A 19,216-nucleotide genomic window follows, 5' to 3' on the forward strand; every position below is an offset into this window, starting at 1 on the left:
AGACTATGAAGAGATACCAGTATTATACCTTAATAATTGTTTGTGCGCTAACAATTGCCACGGTTGCATTTACGACTAAGGTCCCGTCAAAAAAAGGCGTTTTTGCAAAGAGCAATTTGGTAGCCTGGTGCATTGTGCCTTATGATGTAAAGAATCGTAACGCCCAAGAACGTGCGCAGATGCTTAATCAATTAGGCATAACTAAAATGGCGTACGACTGGCGCGAAAAGCATATTCCTTATTTTGCCGATGAACTGAAAGCGCTTAAAAAGCATCACATTAAGCTACAGGCATTCTGGTACATGTCTGGACCTAATCCGCAACGGGATACCAACTTAAAAATCATATTGGATGTGCTGAAGCGCAATAAAGTTAAAACGCAAATTTGGCTCATGATGGTTGGGGTTGACATGGAAAAAATGACCCAGCAGCAAAAGGTAGATACGCTTAGCAAACCGGTAAAGTATATTGCTGAGCAAGCTGCAAAAATTGGTTGCCAGGTTGGATTGTACAATCATGGAGGCTGGTATGGCGAACCTGAAAATCAGTTGGCCATCATCAACGAACTGAAGATGCCTAACGTAGGTATGGTATACAATTTCCACCATGCGGAAGAACAGGCTTCACGGTTCTCAAAGTTTTATCCAAAAATATTGCCGCATTTGCTAACGCTAAATATCTCGGGCCTTAAAGGCGTTGATCCTGCAAAGGTAGTGCCTGTTGGCGAGGGCGATACTGAATATCAGTTAATGAAGATGGTGCTTAAAAGTAAATACAAAGGCCCTGTAGGTATCATTAATGAGGACACTCATCCCGATGCAGAAACCGGCCTGAAAATAAATATGGACGGTGTTGCTAAGGTGCTCAAATCCATTGGAGATGAAACTGATTTAAAAACATATCAATAACATTATGCTGCTTTAATTATGAAATCAATTTATTTATTACTGAGCTTTGTACTCAGTGCAGCTGTTACTATTGCTCAACCTAAACCTTATAGCGGTGTGCTCAACGGCAACCGCTTTCTTACTTTTAACGCCATTATAAGGGTTAACCAAATTGAGGCAACCCGCACCCTTAACCTGGGCGAGGATGAACGTAGCCTGCACACGCCTCAAAGGGTCATAGCCTTTCGTAAGGGGGTAGAAGATGGCTTTCCGGGCGCACGTATTACCTGGGCATTAAGCTGGCTGGCTTTGCATGATACTACAGCCAATTACATGGCAATCAAAAAGCTGGTCACGCAATATCACAAGCAATATGGCGATGAGATAACGTTTATACCGGGTGCGTATTTCTCGAATGCACACAATACCCGCAGCCAGGTAAATAGAGATTTGCACGATGGGCTGGCAAAGGTATCGGCAATTGTAGGTAATAATTACCGCCCAAAATGTGTGGTTGCTGGTTTTTTGGCAGCAGCTAATCAAAAGTATTTGGCCGCTAACGAAAACATTCATGTGTGCCAGGGAAACATATGGAGCCAATATGCTATTGATAATCAGGATGGGGAAGGTTCGGTAGTTTACCCATATTACCCGTCTGTTGACCACTTTTGTAAGCCGGCACAATCTAAAGCCGACTTCATTGACTGTGTAAACCTTGACGGTTGGACAATGGATTTTTTGGCGGCTAGGCGAGAAGGTTATGCCGACGGATTTAATAGCCGCCTAGGAGTAGGGCCAATTGAAACATTAGGTAAGTATGGCGAAACTACCGGTATTAAAGAAATGATCCACGCCACGGCAGCACATTTTGATGAAGGCTTTAAGCTTAACAAGTTTGGTTGGGTGACGGTGAACTGGGAAGTATCGCTTGATATACCGGTGAGCGGTTTAACCGAATGGTTACACCAAATTAAACAACGCTGGCCGCAAACACAATTTATTACTATGGGAGAGTTTGGCCTTACCTGGCGCAAAGCTTATAAAACCAATAATTTCAATTACCAATTCATCCAGCGCGGAAGCGGTATCGGAGGTTCAGACAAGCCATTGGAAATAAAATGGTTGATGAATAAATCTTTCCGCCTTGCATTGTTACGCAACTGGCAAACTAAAAGCCCATGGCAGGTAATTGACTTTACTAAATACGATGGAAACATCAAAGAACCAGATACACTTACCCGCAACTGGAGCATTTTAGGCGCCATCAATCAAAAGCAAACACGCCCACAAGACAAGCCTGTAAGTTTAAGCAAGCTGTCGACAACCGATATTAAGCTTATCCACAAATACTATCCCGGGTTAAAATAAAATCCGGGATTTTGCAGAGCCATTTACAACTTACTTTTCAATAAAAGCACCCAGTCGTTACCTGGTCCTGCAGTCGGTGGAGTGAAACGTTCAATGCCGGCATGTTTGAAAGTATTTATATATGATTTTTTCCCAAGCCGTGGGTCATACCAGTAAGCCTTTAAAGGATATTTCAGCTGTTTAAGGTCAAGCACGGTTGATTGCCCCAGTGCCATATAAACTATAGCTGAAGTATGTTTACTGTTGGATGCCGCAGCTATGTAGGTGCTGTCGGCAGCATTTTTTCCTTTTATTAGTTTTGTATTTGGTATTAAATCGTAAAAGCAGTTTGCAAATAGTTTATTTAAGTTTTTAATCTGCCGGGCTCCGGGGCTGTTCAATGCTTCTTTCCAGTCGGTAAGGGTGGGTATTACGAAACTGCCACCCTTTTTAAACATTTGCCAAACGGCGTTATGGCCGTAAGTATAACCGCATGCTCCCGATAAAAGGTTCCAGTAGGCATGTACACGAACATCATAATCGGTAAAAAAACCATTTTTAAAATGTAATTTATCTGCCAGTGTATTGTCTTTATTCAATATAGAAGATGGCACGGTTTGCTGTTGATCCAATTTCATAAACGCCCAAAATTCAACAGGTATTTCCTCATAAGCGGGCTCGGCATCTAAAAATGGCTTTACAGGTTTCTTATAATAATCGGCTTGTGCAAATTTAAAGACCGGCATAAAGTGATGTGCATGACCGCTTTGATAGGTGTTAAAATCAATCCATTCGTCATTTTGAAACCAACGTGATGATGAGCTTTCGCCTGCGGGATGGTAAGTTATAAGCTGCCTGCTATTGCCTTTTTTCAACCCTGCTGCCATGGCCTTCCATATGTTATAAGCAGTCGGGCCGTTTATATCCCTGTCGCCGCCGAGGACCCAAATTATTGGTTTTTTAGCGTAACGCCGGGCTAAAAATTCACCATATATCAAGGCATTACTTTTATCAAAAATAACCGAGTCTTTACCAGCCCGGTTTGATGGCACCTTATCGGCCCATGTAGGCAGCACAGCCATGTATAATCCAAGCGATGCCGCCTTATTGATTACGTGGTCTATATGTTTAAAAAAAGCATCGTTAGGTTTTAAAGGCGATAAACGGGTAAAAGGCAAATGACCGTAAACATCGGGTTTAGTTAAGCCGCTATCTTCAGATATAATTACGGCCTGTATAACCGTAAACCCTTGTTTAGCCCGGGTTTCGAGGTAATGGTCGGCTTCATCGTCGCTCAGCTTGTGGAATAATTCCCAGGCAGTATCGCCCATCCAAAAAAAGGGTTTACCTTTTGCGTCAATCAGATATCTTTTATCAGCGCTTACTTTGAGTGTTTGGCCTTTAATTGATAGCTGGTAAAAAGATAGAATAAATAGCAGTATAATTAATCGCATAATTAAGCTTAAAATTGGAGCTTTAAATGTATTAACCATTTTATATAATTGCGATATAATGCCAGTTAAAGATAAGCCTCGGTTAAAAAAGTATTACAACCCGCAAACAGGTAAATGTACTTTTGAAATGTTTACTAATGCAGGCTCATTTACTTTGAGCCAAGTTTAACCATTATACCAATTTATGAGAATAGTTTGTACAGCATTGCTTGCCTGCGCATGTTTCGTATCTGTAAGTGCACAATCATTAAAGTCGTTGAAAGCGGGTGCTGCGCCATTTGGTGTGAATTTGGCAGGGGCCGATTTTGGGCAGATACCGGGCACTTATGAAAAGGATTACGATTATCCCACCGCTAACGATGTTGAGTATTTAAAGTCAAAAGGTTTCAGGCTAATCAGGCTTCCATTTTTGTGGGAACGGTTGCAGCCGCAGTTAAATGGTGAGTTAGATACTTTTCAGGTGAACAAACTTGTAAAGGTGATTGATGTAGCTGCTGAAAAAGGCATGCTTGTGATACCTGATATGCACAACTATTGCCGCCGCATGATTAATGGAGAACTTACCCTCATTAACACCAAAGGTGTAACTATTGATATGGTAGCCGATGCCTGGAAGAAGCTGGCTGTTAAATTGAAAGATAAAAAGAACATATGGGGCTACGGAATTATGAACGAGCCTCATGATATGCCCGATAGTACCGCCTGGTTTAATATAGCACAAGCCATCATAACTCAGATTAGAACCGTAGACCAAAAGCACCCGATAGTTGTTGGCGGCGATAACTGGAGCTCGGCAGCCAAATGGCAAAACGGAAGCGATCACCTCAAAAATCTTAAAGATCCGGCTAACAACCTGGTATTTGAAGCACACCTTTATTTTGATAATGATGGATCGGGTACTTACAAAGTGAGCTACGAAGATGAAAAGGCAACCCCTCAAACAGGTGTGGAACGTGCGCAGCCATTTGTAAACTGGCTTCAAAAAAACAAACTTAAAGGCTTTATAGGTGAGTACGGCGCACCTGATGATGATGAACGCTGGCTGGTTACTTTAGATAACTTTTTAAAGTATATACAAGCAAACGGAGTTAACGGTACTTACTGGGCAGCCGGTCATCGTTGGGGCGACTATAAATTAGCAGTACAACCTATAAACGGAAAAGACAGGCCGCAAATGAAAGTGTTAACTAAGTACACTTTTGTAAAAAAGTAAAAACTTATTGATCCGTTTTGATTACAAAACTGGGGACATTGGCTTACTTATCTAGTCGATGTCCTCAGTTTTAAGAGTATCATTGTCTGGGTTGTAAACCAGCTCTTTTTTTTTGCCTGATGCGTCTAAAACATACCATGAGCCTTTAGTGTAAAGTGCAGCGGCCCTGTCGCCTTTATGCTCATTAACGTCAAGCCCAACCACTTTTCCACCGTAATATAAACCAATATTTTGTTTAATTATGGTATGGCCAACAACAATGTATTTTACTTTATATTGCTTTAACGTGGCATCAACAGTTTGCATGCTTGCTCTTGATTTTGTGAAGTACCCCCTGTACCAAAATACGCCCTGATTTCCTAAAAAAGGCTTTAAACTATCAGGAGTTACTTTGGAAGATTTATCAAGGTATGGCCGCGATGCGTTATTAATTTCGTCTACCGTTAGGTTTTGCTCAAGAGCATCGGCAGACATACCTCCATGCATAACCAGCATATCGCCAATTTTTTCAATTATATTTTTACTTCTCAGCCACCTGCCAAGCTCGGTATCGGCGTTGTGTAAGTCGCTGTATGATTCATGCATGAGCTTAGCGTTAGCCCAGTATAAAGGCTGCACGTAACGGTAATCGCCTTTAAAGTTCATAATGTCATGATTACCTAATATCACGTTTACATCACCACCTTTGGCCCTTGCATCATCTTCTAATTTGTAAAGCAGCCACAAGTAGGGCGTTACCTGTTTACCACGATCAAATAAGTCGCCCGCAATCACAAGACGGCCTTTGCCAAACAACCAGTTATAGTTAGAGTCAATAACATTGTTAGCCAACAAAATTTCACGGAATGCGGTAAATTCACCTTCTATGTCTGACAGAAAAAGCATAGGTTCTGAACCTGAAAAACTTGCAGACCGTGGTGATATCTTTTTTTTAAGCTTAACTGTAAAACTCCAGTCGGGGTGACCATCTACATCTACCCTAAACATTGTTTTAGCTCTGTCACTTACTTTAAAACTGTCAATTTTAAGCATTAACTTTTTACCTCTTTTTTCAATACGCTTGGCGTAGCCATAGTCGCCCTTGTAAAAAATATACGGTCCATCAACAGTAGGATGACTTGGCTGAGCTGTGACACAATGGCTGATACCGCTGAAAAGTCCTGCAAACAGGATCAAAAAAACTAGCTTCATTGAATTCAAACTGTACAAATTAATAATTCACTTATCCACTTCAGCTACTAATGTAACTGCCGTGTGTAGTTGTAACAGTAAAGCTTATGGATTGTGAGTTGCCGGTTTGTAAAATAGCATTTCACAAACCTCAGTTACTTTATAATTTGGAACAAACTGTATTTATAAAGATGTTGAGTTGCTTGCCAGCATCGCTTCCGAAACCTTACTTGTACGGGAAGGTTTATAGTTACGCTCTTGCGTTTCACTCCAGCCACTACGCTTTTGTTTTTTATCGCCTTTCTTTTTAAACTTACGATTATACCATACTAAAAATCCGGTGACTGGCAGGCTGGCACCAATTAGCGATGCAAAAAAAGCAAGCACTTTACCCGGAAATCCCAAAATGCTGCCAACATGAATATCGTAGTTCATTTTTCGTAATTTTTGTCCAAATGAAGCTTGCTCATAAGGTACAGAGTAGGCGTCTTCTCTAATGAACTCTTTTAGCGTATGTTGATCAAACGAGTAACCCCTGCTATTATAAAATTGACCTTTATTAGGGTAAACTGTAATATCAATGGCTGCCTTAGGTTGGCTGGCATCGGCAAAGCTGTAATAAAAGCCCATTGATTTAGGATGCCTTGATATTACCTTGCTCCAGGCTAAATCCATTGCTTGGCCAGTTGTATAAAATTTTCCTTGTTGTAGAGAGTCAGACTGCATACGCTTATATTCAGCTAATTTTTCGCCGCCTGATGTTACCCAGTAAACACTTTCGCTGTACCATTTAATGCCATATACCATACCGGTTAATGCAATACACGCAAGGAATATCATGGCGTAAAAGCCCAAGACGTTGTGCAAATCGAGATTGAGCCGCTTGAACGATGCATTCCATTTAATGGTAAAACTTTTTTCGCGGGTATTTTTATTCCATTTTTTAGGGTACCACCAAATAAGGCCTGTTATTAAAATTACCACAAAAACCAGCGTAGCATAGTTTACAACGGGGCGACCGATCTCTACAGGTAGCCACAAAAAGCGATGCCCGTTCAAAATAAATCTGAAAAAATCTGTTTCACCTTTTTTATGCTCCTCCCGCGCCAAAACCTCTCCTGTGTATGGATTTATTTTTAATACGGTGTTGCCGCTTCTTCTATCTTTTGGCTTGGCATCGGCAAGGCGTAAGCTTAAATTAATTGCTCTGCCTTGCTGGTAATTTGCATAAGAGGGAATTTTATCGGGGTAAAGACGGGATGCTATCTTAGTTAATTCAGATGGCTTAAGCACTGGCTTGTCCTGCCACTCAACTTTGGTTTGCGGTTCAAGCAAACCGGTAATTTCTTCATTAAATACCCAAATACAGGCGTTTACACATACTATAAACACAATGATGCCCGATATAAGGCCCAGCCACAAATGCAGCCAGTTGTTAATCCGTTTAAATACCGAATCTTTATGCTTTTTTGCGTTTAAGGACTTGTTAGCGGTCATCATTGCGTAGTGTTAGGTTGGTGATTATTTAAAACGGTAAGCAATAGTTATTCTGCCATTTCTTGGATACTCGTATATGTAAGTATAGTAAGAAACAGAAGTTGCAGTTTCCTGTGCCAACTTAGTATATGAGCCTTGAGTGAGCAAACGACGGTCGAGCAAATTATTTACCAGGGCTGAAATTGTTATTCTTCCTTTCTCGTAAGATGCACCGGCGTCAAAGCGATAGTAGGCAGGTAGTCTCATTGGAGAGGTTGTTGACCCTGCATTTCTACCAAGCTGGATTTGGTATCCACCTGATAGTCCAAAACCCTTGAATATTGAATTTTCATCATCAACACGAAATGACAACCAGCCGTTTGTTATATGTTTAGCTGAGTTAGGCACGCGGTTGCCTACCAATACCGGACGTGTATCTTCAAGTACCTTTGCATCGGTATAGGCATAATTTAAAACCAAATTCAAACTTTTAGTCAATTCACCATTAACATCGAGTTCAATACCTTTTGATCTTATTTTACCCAGTTGAATCTGTGCGTTTGGATTTATACCAATGTTATCAAAGTCGGTAGCAAGCACATTACTTTTAGTGATTTGATAAATTGCGAATGTTGTATTCCATCTACCCTCAAACCAATCCTTCTTCAAGCCTAATTCAACGTTACTTCCTCTTATTGCCCTGAAAGGAGTACCAGTATAATTATTTGTATTGGCTACAGGCAAGTAGCTTTGATCATACAAAGTGTAAGCACTGAAATCGTTAGTAATTGAGTAGCTCAAACCAAATCTCGGAGTAAAAACATTATCAGATATTTGCTGACTATTTGTTTTGCCTACAGTTACCGAATGGGTGAAACGACCGGCAAGGGTTAAGCGCAACTTTTCGTCAAGCATGCGAATTTCATCCTGTAAATAAGCACCGGTATAAGTAAGATTGGTTGCGTAAGTGTTTGAACCAGATCTTACCTGCAAACTTCTCGATCTATCAAAAAAAGGAATGTTTTTAGTGGGTATACCGTATTCAGGATTATAAATATTGAACGTTCGGTCGTCAGTTAATTGAAGATCGGCAAGCGTGGTGCTCGAAAAATCGCCCCAGGTTTTAAGGTTACCCATATCAATACCCGTTAATATGCGGTGTATCACTTTACCGGTAACCAAATCGCCCATTACGCTTAACTGTGCGTTTTTGTTTATGGCAAGTTCTTCACTAATATTCAGGTATCTGCGCATGTTACCATTAGGCGCAATTGACGATGGCCATGGTGAACCACCAAACATCCCATATCGTACATAATTTGCCTGGCCGTTAAGCGTCCAGTCTTTATTGATTTTATGCCTTAAATAAAAAGTAACGTTGTGGTCATTCAGCTTCACCGGGTCTAGCGAAGGATCGCCTAAAAAGAAGCTAGGGTCCGTATCGGCGAAACCCTTTGGTGAAAAGCCGTATGAGCCTAAAGCTTGTGCTTCAACGTGCTGTGTGGTATACTCTGCGGTAACCAGGGTGTTGCTGTCAATTTGATAGCTAATTACCGGGGCTATAACGTACTTATCAGTGTAATTGTACTTATTATAGCTGCCCTTGGTTTGCGCTGCTAAGTTCAGGCGAAATAATAATTTTCCATCGCGGGATAACTTTCCATCAAGGTCAACCGCGGCACGGCCCAGGTTGTAACCACCACCGCTAAGGCTAACCGAACTGCGGTTTTGGCCTGTAGGCTTTTTAGTAACAATGTTGTAGATACCTCCCGGTTCGCCGTTAGCCATCATAAAACCTGATGGGCCTTTTACAAACTCAATACGGTCAATTGTGGCAGCATCGTCAGCAAGCGGTCCCCAAGGCATTTTTTGATTCATGCCGTTACGGAACGCCGGAATATTGGTGCCACGCATGAAAATGTTTGCGTATTGCGCATCCCAGTGGCCAACGCGGGTGGCACCGCTTACGTTGCGGGTTATACCATCAACAATGTCAAACACCTGCTGATCGGCCATTAACTGGCTGGTAACAACCTGTATATTTTGAGGCACCTCAATAAGAGGCGACTGTAACCTTAATGAAGAGGAGGGACGTTCAACCTTGTATTTCTTTTTTACAGTTTTTACCTGTACCTCGGCCAACTCCGAGCGATTTTCATTTAGCGAGAAATCGGCAATAACGGTGCTTCTGCCTTTTACATGTACGTTTTTTTCTTTAGGATAAAGACCAACGGCTGTAACCACAATAGTGTAATCGCCTTCGGGTACGCGTTTAATCTGGTATTGTCCGTCTTCGTCGGTAATGGCGCCAAAGCGGGTGCCTCTCAGCGTAACAGATACCATTGGTGCAACTGTACCGTCAGAAGTGGTAATGCGACCGCGGATTGTACCGGTCTGCTGATCGTCGTCATTTAAAGTACCATGTAGAGTTTTTACATACGCAACAGTGTTGGTTTTGTGTAAGTTGTTTAGTGTTGCCGCATTTAAAGATAGCGCGGCGGTGCAGGCTGCACCAATTAGCAGAAAATTTTTAACTTGCATTACTTTTAATTCAACGTTAAGAGTAAGCCGGGTTCTCCGGCCAGCCACACAGGGTGAGATCCTGTGTGGCATTTTTTTACAAAGCTAAGTTTATTTAGAATAAATCCAAATAAACTTAGCTTTCGATTTTAAATCTTTGCGATTTTTTAAAAGATCAGCAGAATAAACGTCTTTTTTTAAATATTACACGCCCGTTTGTCGGAATAATTTTTTGAAAGATGAGCTTCGATAATAGAAGTAACCACATTCTTTACTACAGTGAATTTCGGGGTACATAATGGAATTCTTGTGGATAAATTACGTTAGCTCTTACGACAAAATTCAAAAGAAAAACCCAACTCACCAGGTTAAGGCTAAGTTGGGTTTGATTTAGCTACAGTTATAGTAAAGCTGAAGAATTGAGCTGACGGTTTTTATTGCGTGATGTTGTTGTTTGCGGTTGTGTTCATTATGCTGTAAAACTCCTTGATAAATCTATCAATACTTTTTTCACGGAAGAGTGAAGCAACGGTAAGCGGAACTTCCTTGTTATTCTTTTCCGGAAGAACAAATATGAGGTTTACCGAAGTGCGTACGTAAATCAAGTTCACGGTGTGACGTATGGTCTGAATGCCGGCATAGTTTACAAAGCTGTATTCTTTGTGTAAAAAGCTAAACAGGCCTGTGCGTTTCACCGTTCCGTTTTGTGGGTCGAATAAAAATTGCGTAAAGGCTGCGTTGATAAATACCACGCCAAATAAAAACAACAGGCCAATGCAAAAGAGTATAGCTATGAGGCTATCGGCAGGAATTGTAAACAGCCATAAGCCTATGCCAATTAAAACAATACCTGTTATCAGTGCTCCAATTTTATTGCTTTTCACGGCGTACACGTTCCCTTTTAGCTCAAAGTATTTGTAAGACGTAATTGGTTCGCTTACAAAGTCGGCGGGGCTATCGTATTTTTCCAAATAGCCGTGTATTATTGGTACAGCCTCTTCAACAAAAGCTATAGCGTTAGGATCGTCGTTTTTAGTATAAGCCGATGAAACTACAATCCCTTTGCCATATCTTGAATTTTTACGAAACAAACTGTAATTGTAGCTGCCCGTAGTGATGCCGCTTACCACATCAATGCCATGCAGCTGTGCAAACGGAATGTTTTTAGTAGGGATAAAACCCATAAACATTTTGCGCATGCGGGCCTGTCGGTTATCAAATTCAATATAAGTGTTGGCGGCACCCCAAAACAGTACTACTATAAGCAATATGAGTAACACAATGGGCATTGATTGGCTTATGGAAACATTTTGAGTACTGGTATACATGTATAAAAGACCAATGCCTAAAATGGCCATTATAGGTACAAAAATGTAAAATACACCGGTTGGGTATATGATAACGCGTTCGGGTTCAATTCTCCAGCGTGTTTTTGCCAGGCTTTTAAATGACATGGGGTTGTTGTGTTGATTTATGCACTCAACAACGTTAAACAGATGAAGTTTGCAGGATAGTTGCTTAGCGGTTAAAAACATTTTGTTTGACCGCTGTTTATAATTCAAAATATTAACAATTACACATCACTTAAATGCGCTTACAAATTTCTTTATTGTTATTGATGTTAGCATCAGGCTTGCACGTTATGGCCCAAACACCAAAGCTACCAGTTAACGTTCCGGCAAATATGAAGCAGTTTGTAACTAAAGGATACGAAGTGCTTGATATAACTAAAGGCGACCTTAACCGAGATGCTTACCCTGATGCTATTATGGTGCTTTACAAAAAAGGTGAAGAAAAGACATCGAACGTTATCGATAATCCTGAAAAACGACCTTTACTAATATTACTGGGGCAGGCTAATAAAACTTACAAGTTTGCCAACCGTAGCGATAACGCGGTATACTGTGTTGACTGCGGCGGTCAAATGGGTGATCCTTTCACGGGCATAACTATAAAAAACGGCTATTTTTCGGTTGAGCATTACGGAGGATCAGGCCAACGCTGGACGCGCATTATAACTTTCAAATACAATCCGACCGCAAAAAACTGGTTGTTGCATAAAGACGGTCATGAATACTTTCGTGCCACCGAACCTGAAAAGGTTGAATCGAAAATAGAAACAGTAAAAAACTTTGGAAAAGTTCCCTTTGAAAAGTTTAATATTTATAGTGAGCGTTAGTATACACTGAACGTAGAGTTTCAAGATTTGATGAAGAAACTATACGTTAAAAAGTTGGTAAACACATTACCAGCTTCCTCCTGCGCCGCCTCCGCCTGTGCTGCCGCCTCCCCAGCTACTTCCTGACGAGGAGGAAGAACTACTTCTACCAGAGCTGGATGATGACGCACTGCTGGACGATTTCACCAGCATGGGTAATGTAATATACTCAATAAAATGCTCATAGCTGCAGTTACGACATATGCGTACACGTTTTGCTTTTCCTGTGCGCGTATATGTGGCCTTTTGTTCGGTTATTTCAAGCGGTTTAGTAAAGGTTCTGAAATTACAATTAGGGCAAGGCTCAAAATCTTTATAACAGTAGCCATGGTAGGGTACTACATTAACTGTTTTTGTATCTTTTTGCCACCATATGTCGTAAACCATGCTGCCTAACTCTTCTTCCTTCAACTGACCGGCAGATAAGTGAATTGAAGCCTTTTTTTCTGCATCGCGGTTAAGGCGCTGCATTGGCTGGCCATTATCATCCATAAGTGGTTGTAAGCGTTTGCCAATTTGCGTGCTTTTGTAGTACTGTACAAGTAACCATATAAGTGATAGTGGCGACAGTAAAACATGCCACCAGGCCTTACGATAAAAAGCCTTGCTTTGCTGTATAAAATTAACTTCGTCTACATAACCCCGGCGCATTTTATTAAGCACGCCCAAGTGCGCAAAAAATATATATAGCATGCATACAATTATCCCTGTTGTTAAAATTGAACCTGTAAGCCCTTTGAATAAATCTCCAATGTGACCGGTTACAAGAACAATTAACAGAAACAGCAGTATTAAAATTGTTATGGATACCGCCAACCAAATGGTAATGTCAGAATACAGATTTACAGTATGATTGCGGTTTTTAGGGACTTTACCTTTTATTTTACTTATTTGCAGGCCTGCAGCTATTGTTAACAAAAGAATAGTAAAAAAAGAAATGAGCTTTGTCGATACTGCCTCATCATTAACGCTTTGTTTTTGTAACAGCATGTCAAGCTCTTTTTTATTTGCCGGCTGTTGCAAATAGGCACTAATTACTTCCATTGTACGTAACACACCTTCACCATAATTTTCGGCCTTAAACGCCGGGATCAACGTGCGGCTTCCAATTTTTGACAGTTTTTCATCGGGTAGTAGTCCCTCCAGGCCATAGCCCGTTATAAAGCGATATTGCCTGGTATTAGTAGCTATAAATAATAAGAGCCCGTTGTTTGCCTGCCTTTTACCAATGCCCCATTTACGAAATAACTCCGTTGCAAATTTAAAGTCATCAGCTTGCTCATCAAAGTTATTAGTAATAACAACAGCTGCTTCAACACCTAGTTTATTATCGAGTATTGCTAGTAAGCGGTTTAAACTGTCAGCTTCGCTTGGCGCAATCAAACTTTGAGGATCGCTGATATAGCCACTGCCATTAGTTTTAGGGTTAGGTACCTGGTCAACCGAATTGTATAGAATGTTTTGTATTGAATAGGATGGAGAAGTTACATGCAGAAACGTAAAGGTGAGTAAAACACATAAAAGGTAGCTTGACTTACTTTTTGAGAAGTACCAAATTTTATTGTTTACGTTATTAAACGGCATTATGATGGGCTTTGATTATTAAAAATCCGAAATGTTACGGCTACTTATCTTCTTGCTCTACAAACAAATGTTGCTTAAAATGTTTTATGGCTAAAAGCTAATATTATTGTATGAATATATATTTTGGTATACTGAACATCGTCAAAACAAAAGCAACTTTGCTTTCACTACTGGCTACGATTTGTGTAGAAGCGCTAAGCGCTCAAACCGGAACTTACCAAAGGAAGATAGCTAACGGTGCATATAGCGTTATTTCATTTAATAAAACAGGCGATAAGATAAATGCAGAAATATTTTCCTGGTGGAATACACATAACGGGCAAATGGGTTATTATGCAGGCACTGGACTACTTAAAAGCAACATTTGCGTTTTACAAAGCGTTGAAAATGATCCGGACTGCAAAGTTACGTTGGCAATAGCAGGTAATAAATTGAAAGCAAAGTTTTCTGATTGTGCTGTTGACCACTTGACAGAAGACTTCAACGGCTTGTATACAAAGTTTACCAATGCAGTAGCGGGCGACTATCTGGTAATTGTTCGCAAAGCATATTTTTATAAAGAGCCGGATGCGGCTGCTAAGCTTAAAACTTATGTGTTGAAAGGCGATAAGGTTACACTTGATATGGACAGGATAGGGGTCAGCAAAAACGAATGGCTTTACGTGTATTTCACCAACAAAGCCGGAAAGGAAACCTCAGGCTACATCAACATGAATGATCTAAAGTTGATTAAATAAATGCTATATTAAGTTAGCCTTCAATTAGGCTTTTGGATGTGCACGGTTACCGGCTTTATTGTTGTAATTGCCGCTATCATTTTTTAAAAATGCACCATAAACAACAATCAGTATCAGGGAAGTAATCCCTAATATAGCCAGTGTAACGCTACTTCTTGCAATTGTTTCAAGGCTCAAAATTTCAATATCCCATACTCGTAAAATAAGCAAGCCAATAAATGCAAGTGTGATAAGTGCAGCAAGTATTCCAATCAATGTTTTCATGATAATTAATTAAAGCTTATCCATCCATTCTTTTTTCTTATTGTCAAACTCTTCCTGGGTAATAATGCCTTCGTCAAGCAGTAGCTTCAATTGCTTTAACTTTGATACCGCATCTGTTGATTGAGCGTTAAGATGTTCATCTTTAGCTGTGTTGAACGTTTTACCTAAATCCATACCTACGCCAAGTTGTAAACCAGCACCTGCTAAGCCGCCTTCATTACGTGCGGCGTCACGCAGCGCCTTCAACTTTTGCATTTCGACGTAAGTTAAACCTCCCTCGCCAGCAGCCATAGCTTCGGCAGTAATGTTGGCTACTTTACTTATGCGCTCTTTTGTAGCATCGTCAAAAATGGTCCCGTTTAGTTTAAAATCAGTCAACTCAAAGCCAAGTTTGTCCAATTCAGCGTTGAGTTGTGCTTTAATACTAGCTGAAAGTACAGGTAGTTGCGCATCAATTTGCTGATAAGACGCGCCACTTTGCGCTAACACTGCCGATAAACTTTCCGGAAAGCGGCTTTGCAGCAACAGGCGAGCTTCTAAAATAGTAAATGTGTCTTTTGCTCCAACAACGTTTGAAAACAAATAAAGTGGGTTTGATATACGAAATGAGAAGGTGCCATTAGCACCCAATTCTACTGGGATTTTATAAACCGGGTCCATGTACTTAATCATTTGCGCCGTTCCCCAGCCCTGATTAACGTTTTCGGCCGTACGATAAAACCATATCTTCAACTTATGTTCGCTTTCAAAGTTGGTGCGCAATTTCAATAACGTTGTTATAAATGGGTGGTTATCGGTTTCAAGGTCATAAATGCCCTCGGTGGCTAAATTGTCGGTAACTTTACCTTCGTAAACCAAAATAGCACCCTGCCCGGGAGATATAATTAATTTACTGGCATTTTTAATCTCATCTTTTTCAGAGGGGAATTTCCAAACCAGCATATCCGGCTGCTGATTGTTCCACTCTATTACTTGTGAGAGCTGATTTCTAAAAAAGCTTCCGATACCCATGTTAGTTAATTATTTTAAATTCGTTTACTGTTTTACCCGTCATGTCAGTAACATACACAGCCTCGTAAGTTTCAAGCATAAAGCCTTTGCTGTATTTATAAGCTACACGGTCTATTGATTTGTCGCGGTCAATGGGTTTTGTAAACACGATGCGCCCGTCGGGCACCGAAAGGCACTGAACGTTAACGTTTGAATTTGCCGCAGCTGTTGCCCGGTACATGATCAACACATATTGGTTGTCGCTATACAATACTTCGGGCGAAAAATAAAATCGTCCGGGTGTTAAATCTTTGTAGCTTATAACGTACTTTTCGCCTTGCCTAAAATCCGAAACCGTGTTTTTGCCAAAGAATGAGTAGTCTCTTTTTTGAAAGAAGGGGCGGGTATTAGGGCCTCCTTTGTTGTCTTTTTGCGTATACATCATGAGCTTAATAGGCTCGTCGGGGAAATCGTCGCTTTTTTCACTAAATAAAAAGTAAGTCCTTGTTTTGGCACCGGGTTCTCTTTTTTCAAGTGCGCGTTCGGCAGGATATATTTCCTTTTCTGTGTAAACCTTATCGGCAATAGGAAAGTAAGTGCGGTTTTTTCCATCATTGGTAACGAGCTTCAATCCGTCGCCCCAACTTGTTCCAATAAATTCAATTTGAGCAATACCCGCTGCTAATTCTTCGTGATGCGTGAAAAAATCGGCTGGCACATTCACCAGGCGAGTGTTTGTCTTATCTATTTTATACAGTATGCTCTTATTGCCTATTGCATAGATATCACCATTTTGGAATATGCTGAAATCTGCATTGTTGAGCCGCTCCTGGGGCAATTCAGTTAATCGTTGCTTACTTAGTTCTTTACTATTTAACGCATTGTAAAAAGCAATATAGTTGCCCGATTTTTGTTTCTTATCATCATTATTGTAATCACGGAATCCCATTATTGCAATAATTGGTACACCTGCGGTATTTTCAAATGCCACAACCTCTCTGTCACTCCAGTGAAAGCTGTCATTTTTTTCGTTGGCAAGAGGTATTACAGAATTACTTGTGTTGGACGGACCCGAATCAAACAGCCTGGGAATTATTATTGCCGCCAAAAAGAAAATTATGACTATACCAAATATAACGAGTATTGACTTTGGGGTAGGAGATGAGGCATTTGAGGGCTGATTTTTGTAATTGATATTATGATTGATAGTTATATCATCGTTATCTAAAAAATATTCTGTATTGCAGTTATGGCACCTGAAATAATCTGGTCTAAGTTCAGCCTTTTGCGTTGAACCACATTTGGGGCATTGAATTGCTTTAATTTCTTTTGCCATGAATTTAATAAGGTATACGTTTTTAGTAACAGCAAATAAGTTGTTTAGTTTATGGCGAGTTATTCAGTACGTCCTAACTGGTAATTGTTGACCAATTTGCCTTCGTTTGATACCACTACTACGCCATGAGCATAATCAGCCTCCTCATCCTTACGGTACTCAATGGCAAAACCCTGCTTACATTTGGTGGCGCTATACAAGTAATACCTATCGGGTGGTAACGCCCAGTTAAGTTTACCGCTTTTTACATTAATGCTTTGTATAGAAATAGGAGAGTTGTTGGCCGCCGTTGTATTCACTTTGATGAGTAAGTTCTCTTTATCCTGGTAAAGAATTTCGGGATTAAAGTACTTCCGTCCGGGAGTTAGGTCGCGCTGGCTTAACTTTTGTATTTCAGACAAGTAGCGGTTTTCAATCAGTTGATTGAATTTGTTATCATCTGTCCAATTACCCAGGTAACCGAAACTGTAATAATACCTGTCAAACTTCGATTCCCAGATTTTACTGGCTTCCTCATCACTATTCACAAGCACTTTCAGAGTAGGAAAATAATGAAAGCTGGTACCCTCATTATTCATGATATTGATCATGGGCTTGGAGTAGTCAAACTCAATTTGAGCAATACCTGAGCTTAGTTCAGGAAAGGCATCAAACAGGCTGTTTGTTACATCGGTAATCTGGTTATTGCGGGTATCTAACCGGAAAATGGTGGTGTTGCAGCCAATGGCATAAGTCATATCAGGCTGAAACGTTTTAAATCTAAGATCGCATTTCAAACTTTTACGGTAATCACCGTCCATAACTCTGTCTTCAATAATCTTTCCTGTAGCGGCATTTACGTATTGTGTGTGCATTTCAAACTCACTTTTATTATTGTCACTGTAAATTTGATCGGCTCCAATGCGAAGATATATCGGGTCGCCCGTGGCGGTATTTTCGTAAACCACGTTGCTATAGTGCATGCGTGGCGTTTTGAAATTGGTGTAATTAGTATATGACTTTTCTTTTTTTGGACTAAACAGCATTACGCCCACAAATGCTACAGCAATGAATGCTATAGTGCCTATCAAAATATAAATGGGCAATTTGCTGTTTGACTCAGCTGAACTGACGTATGGTTGGCCCTGCCTTGTATGATGATGATAAATGTGTACATCATCACTATCCAAAAAGTACTCGGTGCCGCAATTTTCGCAGCGATAAAAGTCTGGCTTGACTTCCGTTTTTTGCACACTGCCGCAATGCGGGCACTTAATTGCTTTAATATCTTTAGCCATTTGCCTCATAACATACAATAGCCATGATGAGTTTTAATAAGTACTGTTACAGTCGCTAAAACAGTGATTTAACACCCATTGAAGTCTATAAGCTGGGCTCAACTTATTAATTGCTTTTTGGCAATATGCATGAGCAACCACAAAGTTGCTGTAGAATCAAACAGAATTTTATGGCCCAGGTTACTTGCTATAAAGTGATTTTTGTATGAAGAACAGAATATATATGCTGGCAGGTTTAGCCGGACTTACCGTACTTGGTTTTAAGCTTTCATCATGTGTTTCCATACCCAGGGGTGCTACGGCGGTTAAGCCGTTTAACGAGCAAAAGTATCTTGGAACTTGGTACGAAATTGCAAGGATGGATTTTAAATTCGAGAAGGGGTTATCACAGGTCACTGCAAATTACTCAATGAATAATGACGGTACAATAAAGGTTAAAAACCGGGGATTTAAGAATAAAGAACAGGAGTGGAAGGAAAGCATTGGCAAGGCAAAATTTGTCAAATCTCCAGACGAAGCAAGGCTTAAGGTTTCATTTTTTGGACCTTTCTATGCAGGTTACAACGTTATTGCTCTTGATGATGATTACAAGTATGCTTTGATTGCCGGCAACAATCTTAAATACTTGTGGTTGCTATCAAGAGAGAAAACCATGCCCGATTATATAAAGCAACGTTACCTTGAACATGCAAAAGTACTGGGCTATGCTACGGAAAAGTTAATTTGGACCAAGCACGATTAGC

Annotated in this window: 16 protein-coding genes; 6 read left to right on the forward strand and 10 right to left on the reverse strand. The window is 40.4% G+C overall.

Annotated features, from left to right (window positions below):
* Positions 1-5 precede the first annotated feature (5 nt).
* Positions 6-908: a TIM barrel protein gene (locus QZ407_RS12610; protein ID WP_295771617.1), complete on the forward strand. Its 903-nt coding sequence runs from the start codon at positions 6-8 to the stop codon at positions 906-908.
* A gap of 18 nt (positions 909-926) precedes the next feature.
* Entirely contained in the window at positions 927-2,255 is a 1,329-nt protein-coding gene (locus QZ407_RS12615; protein ID WP_295771619.1) for a DUF3863 domain-containing protein, read from the forward strand.
* Positions 2,256-2,278: 23 nt separating this feature from the next.
* On the opposite strand, the gene QZ407_RS12620 is transcribed toward QZ407_RS12615, so the two are convergent.
* On the reverse strand, positions 2,279-3,688 hold the full coding sequence (locus tag QZ407_RS12620) for a DUF4038 domain-containing protein (RefSeq protein ID WP_295771621.1): 1,410 nt from the start codon (positions 3,686-3,688) through the stop codon (positions 2,279-2,281).
* Positions 3,689-3,872: 184 nt separating this feature from the next.
* Here QZ407_RS12620 and QZ407_RS12625 point away from each other — a divergent pair, with 184 nt between their 5' ends.
* On the forward strand, positions 3,873-4,901 hold the full coding sequence (locus tag QZ407_RS12625; protein ID WP_295771624.1) for a glycoside hydrolase family 5 protein: 1,029 nt from the start codon (positions 3,873-3,875) through the stop codon (positions 4,899-4,901).
* Between the two features lie 51 nt (positions 4,902-4,952).
* On the opposite strand, the gene QZ407_RS12630 is transcribed toward QZ407_RS12625, so the two are convergent.
* From QZ407_RS12630 to QZ407_RS12645, 4 genes are all read right to left on the reverse strand, one after another.
* Complete coding sequence (locus QZ407_RS12630) at positions 4,953-6,092, reverse strand: metallophosphoesterase (RefSeq protein WP_295771626.1); 1,140 nt, start codon at positions 6,090-6,092, stop codon at positions 4,953-4,955.
* Positions 6,093-6,254: 162 nt separating this feature from the next.
* Positions 6,255-7,571 (reverse strand): PepSY-associated TM helix domain-containing protein, encoded by a 1,317-nt coding sequence (locus QZ407_RS12635; protein WP_295771628.1) that lies wholly within the window; start codon positions 7,569-7,571, stop codon positions 6,255-6,257.
* 21 nt (positions 7,572-7,592) lie between these two features.
* Positions 7,593-10,088, reverse strand: coding sequence for a TonB-dependent receptor (locus tag QZ407_RS12640; protein WP_295771630.1), 2,496 nt, complete (start codon positions 10,086-10,088; stop codon positions 7,593-7,595).
* A gap of 413 nt (positions 10,089-10,501) precedes the next feature.
* On the reverse strand, positions 10,502-11,521 hold the full coding sequence (locus tag QZ407_RS12645; RefSeq protein WP_295771632.1) for a hypothetical protein: 1,020 nt from the start codon (positions 11,519-11,521) through the stop codon (positions 10,502-10,504).
* A gap of 188 nt (positions 11,522-11,709) precedes the next feature.
* Here QZ407_RS12645 and QZ407_RS12650 point away from each other — a divergent pair, with 188 nt between their 5' ends.
* The gene (locus tag QZ407_RS12650; protein WP_295771634.1) at positions 11,710-12,246 is read left to right on the forward strand and encodes a hypothetical protein; all 537 of its coding nucleotides are present in this window, start codon (positions 11,710-11,712) and stop codon (positions 12,244-12,246) included.
* Positions 12,247-12,312: 66 nt separating this feature from the next.
* Here QZ407_RS12650 and QZ407_RS12655 read toward each other — a convergent pair whose 3' ends face one another.
* A complete protein-coding gene (locus QZ407_RS12655) occupies positions 12,313-13,869 on the reverse strand; it encodes a TPM domain-containing protein (RefSeq protein WP_295771636.1) in 1,557 nt (518 codons plus the stop codon).
* 110 nt (positions 13,870-13,979) lie between these two features.
* On the opposite strand from QZ407_RS12655, the gene QZ407_RS12660 reads away from it, so the two are divergent.
* Positions 13,980-14,606 (forward strand): hypothetical protein, encoded by a 627-nt coding sequence (locus tag QZ407_RS12660; protein WP_295771638.1) that lies wholly within the window; start codon positions 13,980-13,982, stop codon positions 14,604-14,606.
* A gap of 24 nt (positions 14,607-14,630) precedes the next feature.
* Here the strand turns inward: QZ407_RS12660 and QZ407_RS12665 are convergent, their stop codons facing one another.
* The 4 genes from QZ407_RS12665 to QZ407_RS12680 are packed head-to-tail and all read right to left on the reverse strand — an operon-like array spanning position 14,631 to position 18,473.
* On the reverse strand, positions 14,631-14,870 hold the full coding sequence (locus tag QZ407_RS12665; protein WP_295771640.1) for a hypothetical protein: 240 nt from the start codon (positions 14,868-14,870) through the stop codon (positions 14,631-14,633).
* Between the two features lie 9 nt (positions 14,871-14,879).
* A complete protein-coding gene (locus tag QZ407_RS12670; RefSeq protein WP_295771642.1) occupies positions 14,880-15,881 on the reverse strand; it encodes an SPFH domain-containing protein in 1,002 nt (333 codons plus the stop codon).
* 1 nt (position 15,882) lies between these two features.
* A complete protein-coding gene (locus QZ407_RS12675) occupies positions 15,883-17,196 on the reverse strand; it encodes a hypothetical protein (protein ID WP_295771644.1) in 1,314 nt (437 codons plus the stop codon).
* A gap of 59 nt (positions 17,197-17,255) precedes the next feature.
* A complete protein-coding gene (locus tag QZ407_RS12680) occupies positions 17,256-18,473 on the reverse strand; it encodes a hypothetical protein (RefSeq protein ID WP_295771646.1) in 1,218 nt (405 codons plus the stop codon).
* A gap of 205 nt (positions 18,474-18,678) precedes the next feature.
* Here QZ407_RS12680 and QZ407_RS12685 point away from each other — a divergent pair, with 205 nt between their 5' ends.
* A complete protein-coding gene (locus QZ407_RS12685) occupies positions 18,679-19,215 on the forward strand; it encodes a lipocalin family protein (RefSeq protein WP_295771648.1) in 537 nt (178 codons plus the stop codon).
* Position 19,216 lies beyond the last annotated feature (1 nt).

This window comes from uncultured Mucilaginibacter sp. (assembly GCF_913773635.1).
GTDB lineage: Bacteria > Bacteroidota > Bacteroidia > Sphingobacteriales > Sphingobacteriaceae > Mucilaginibacter.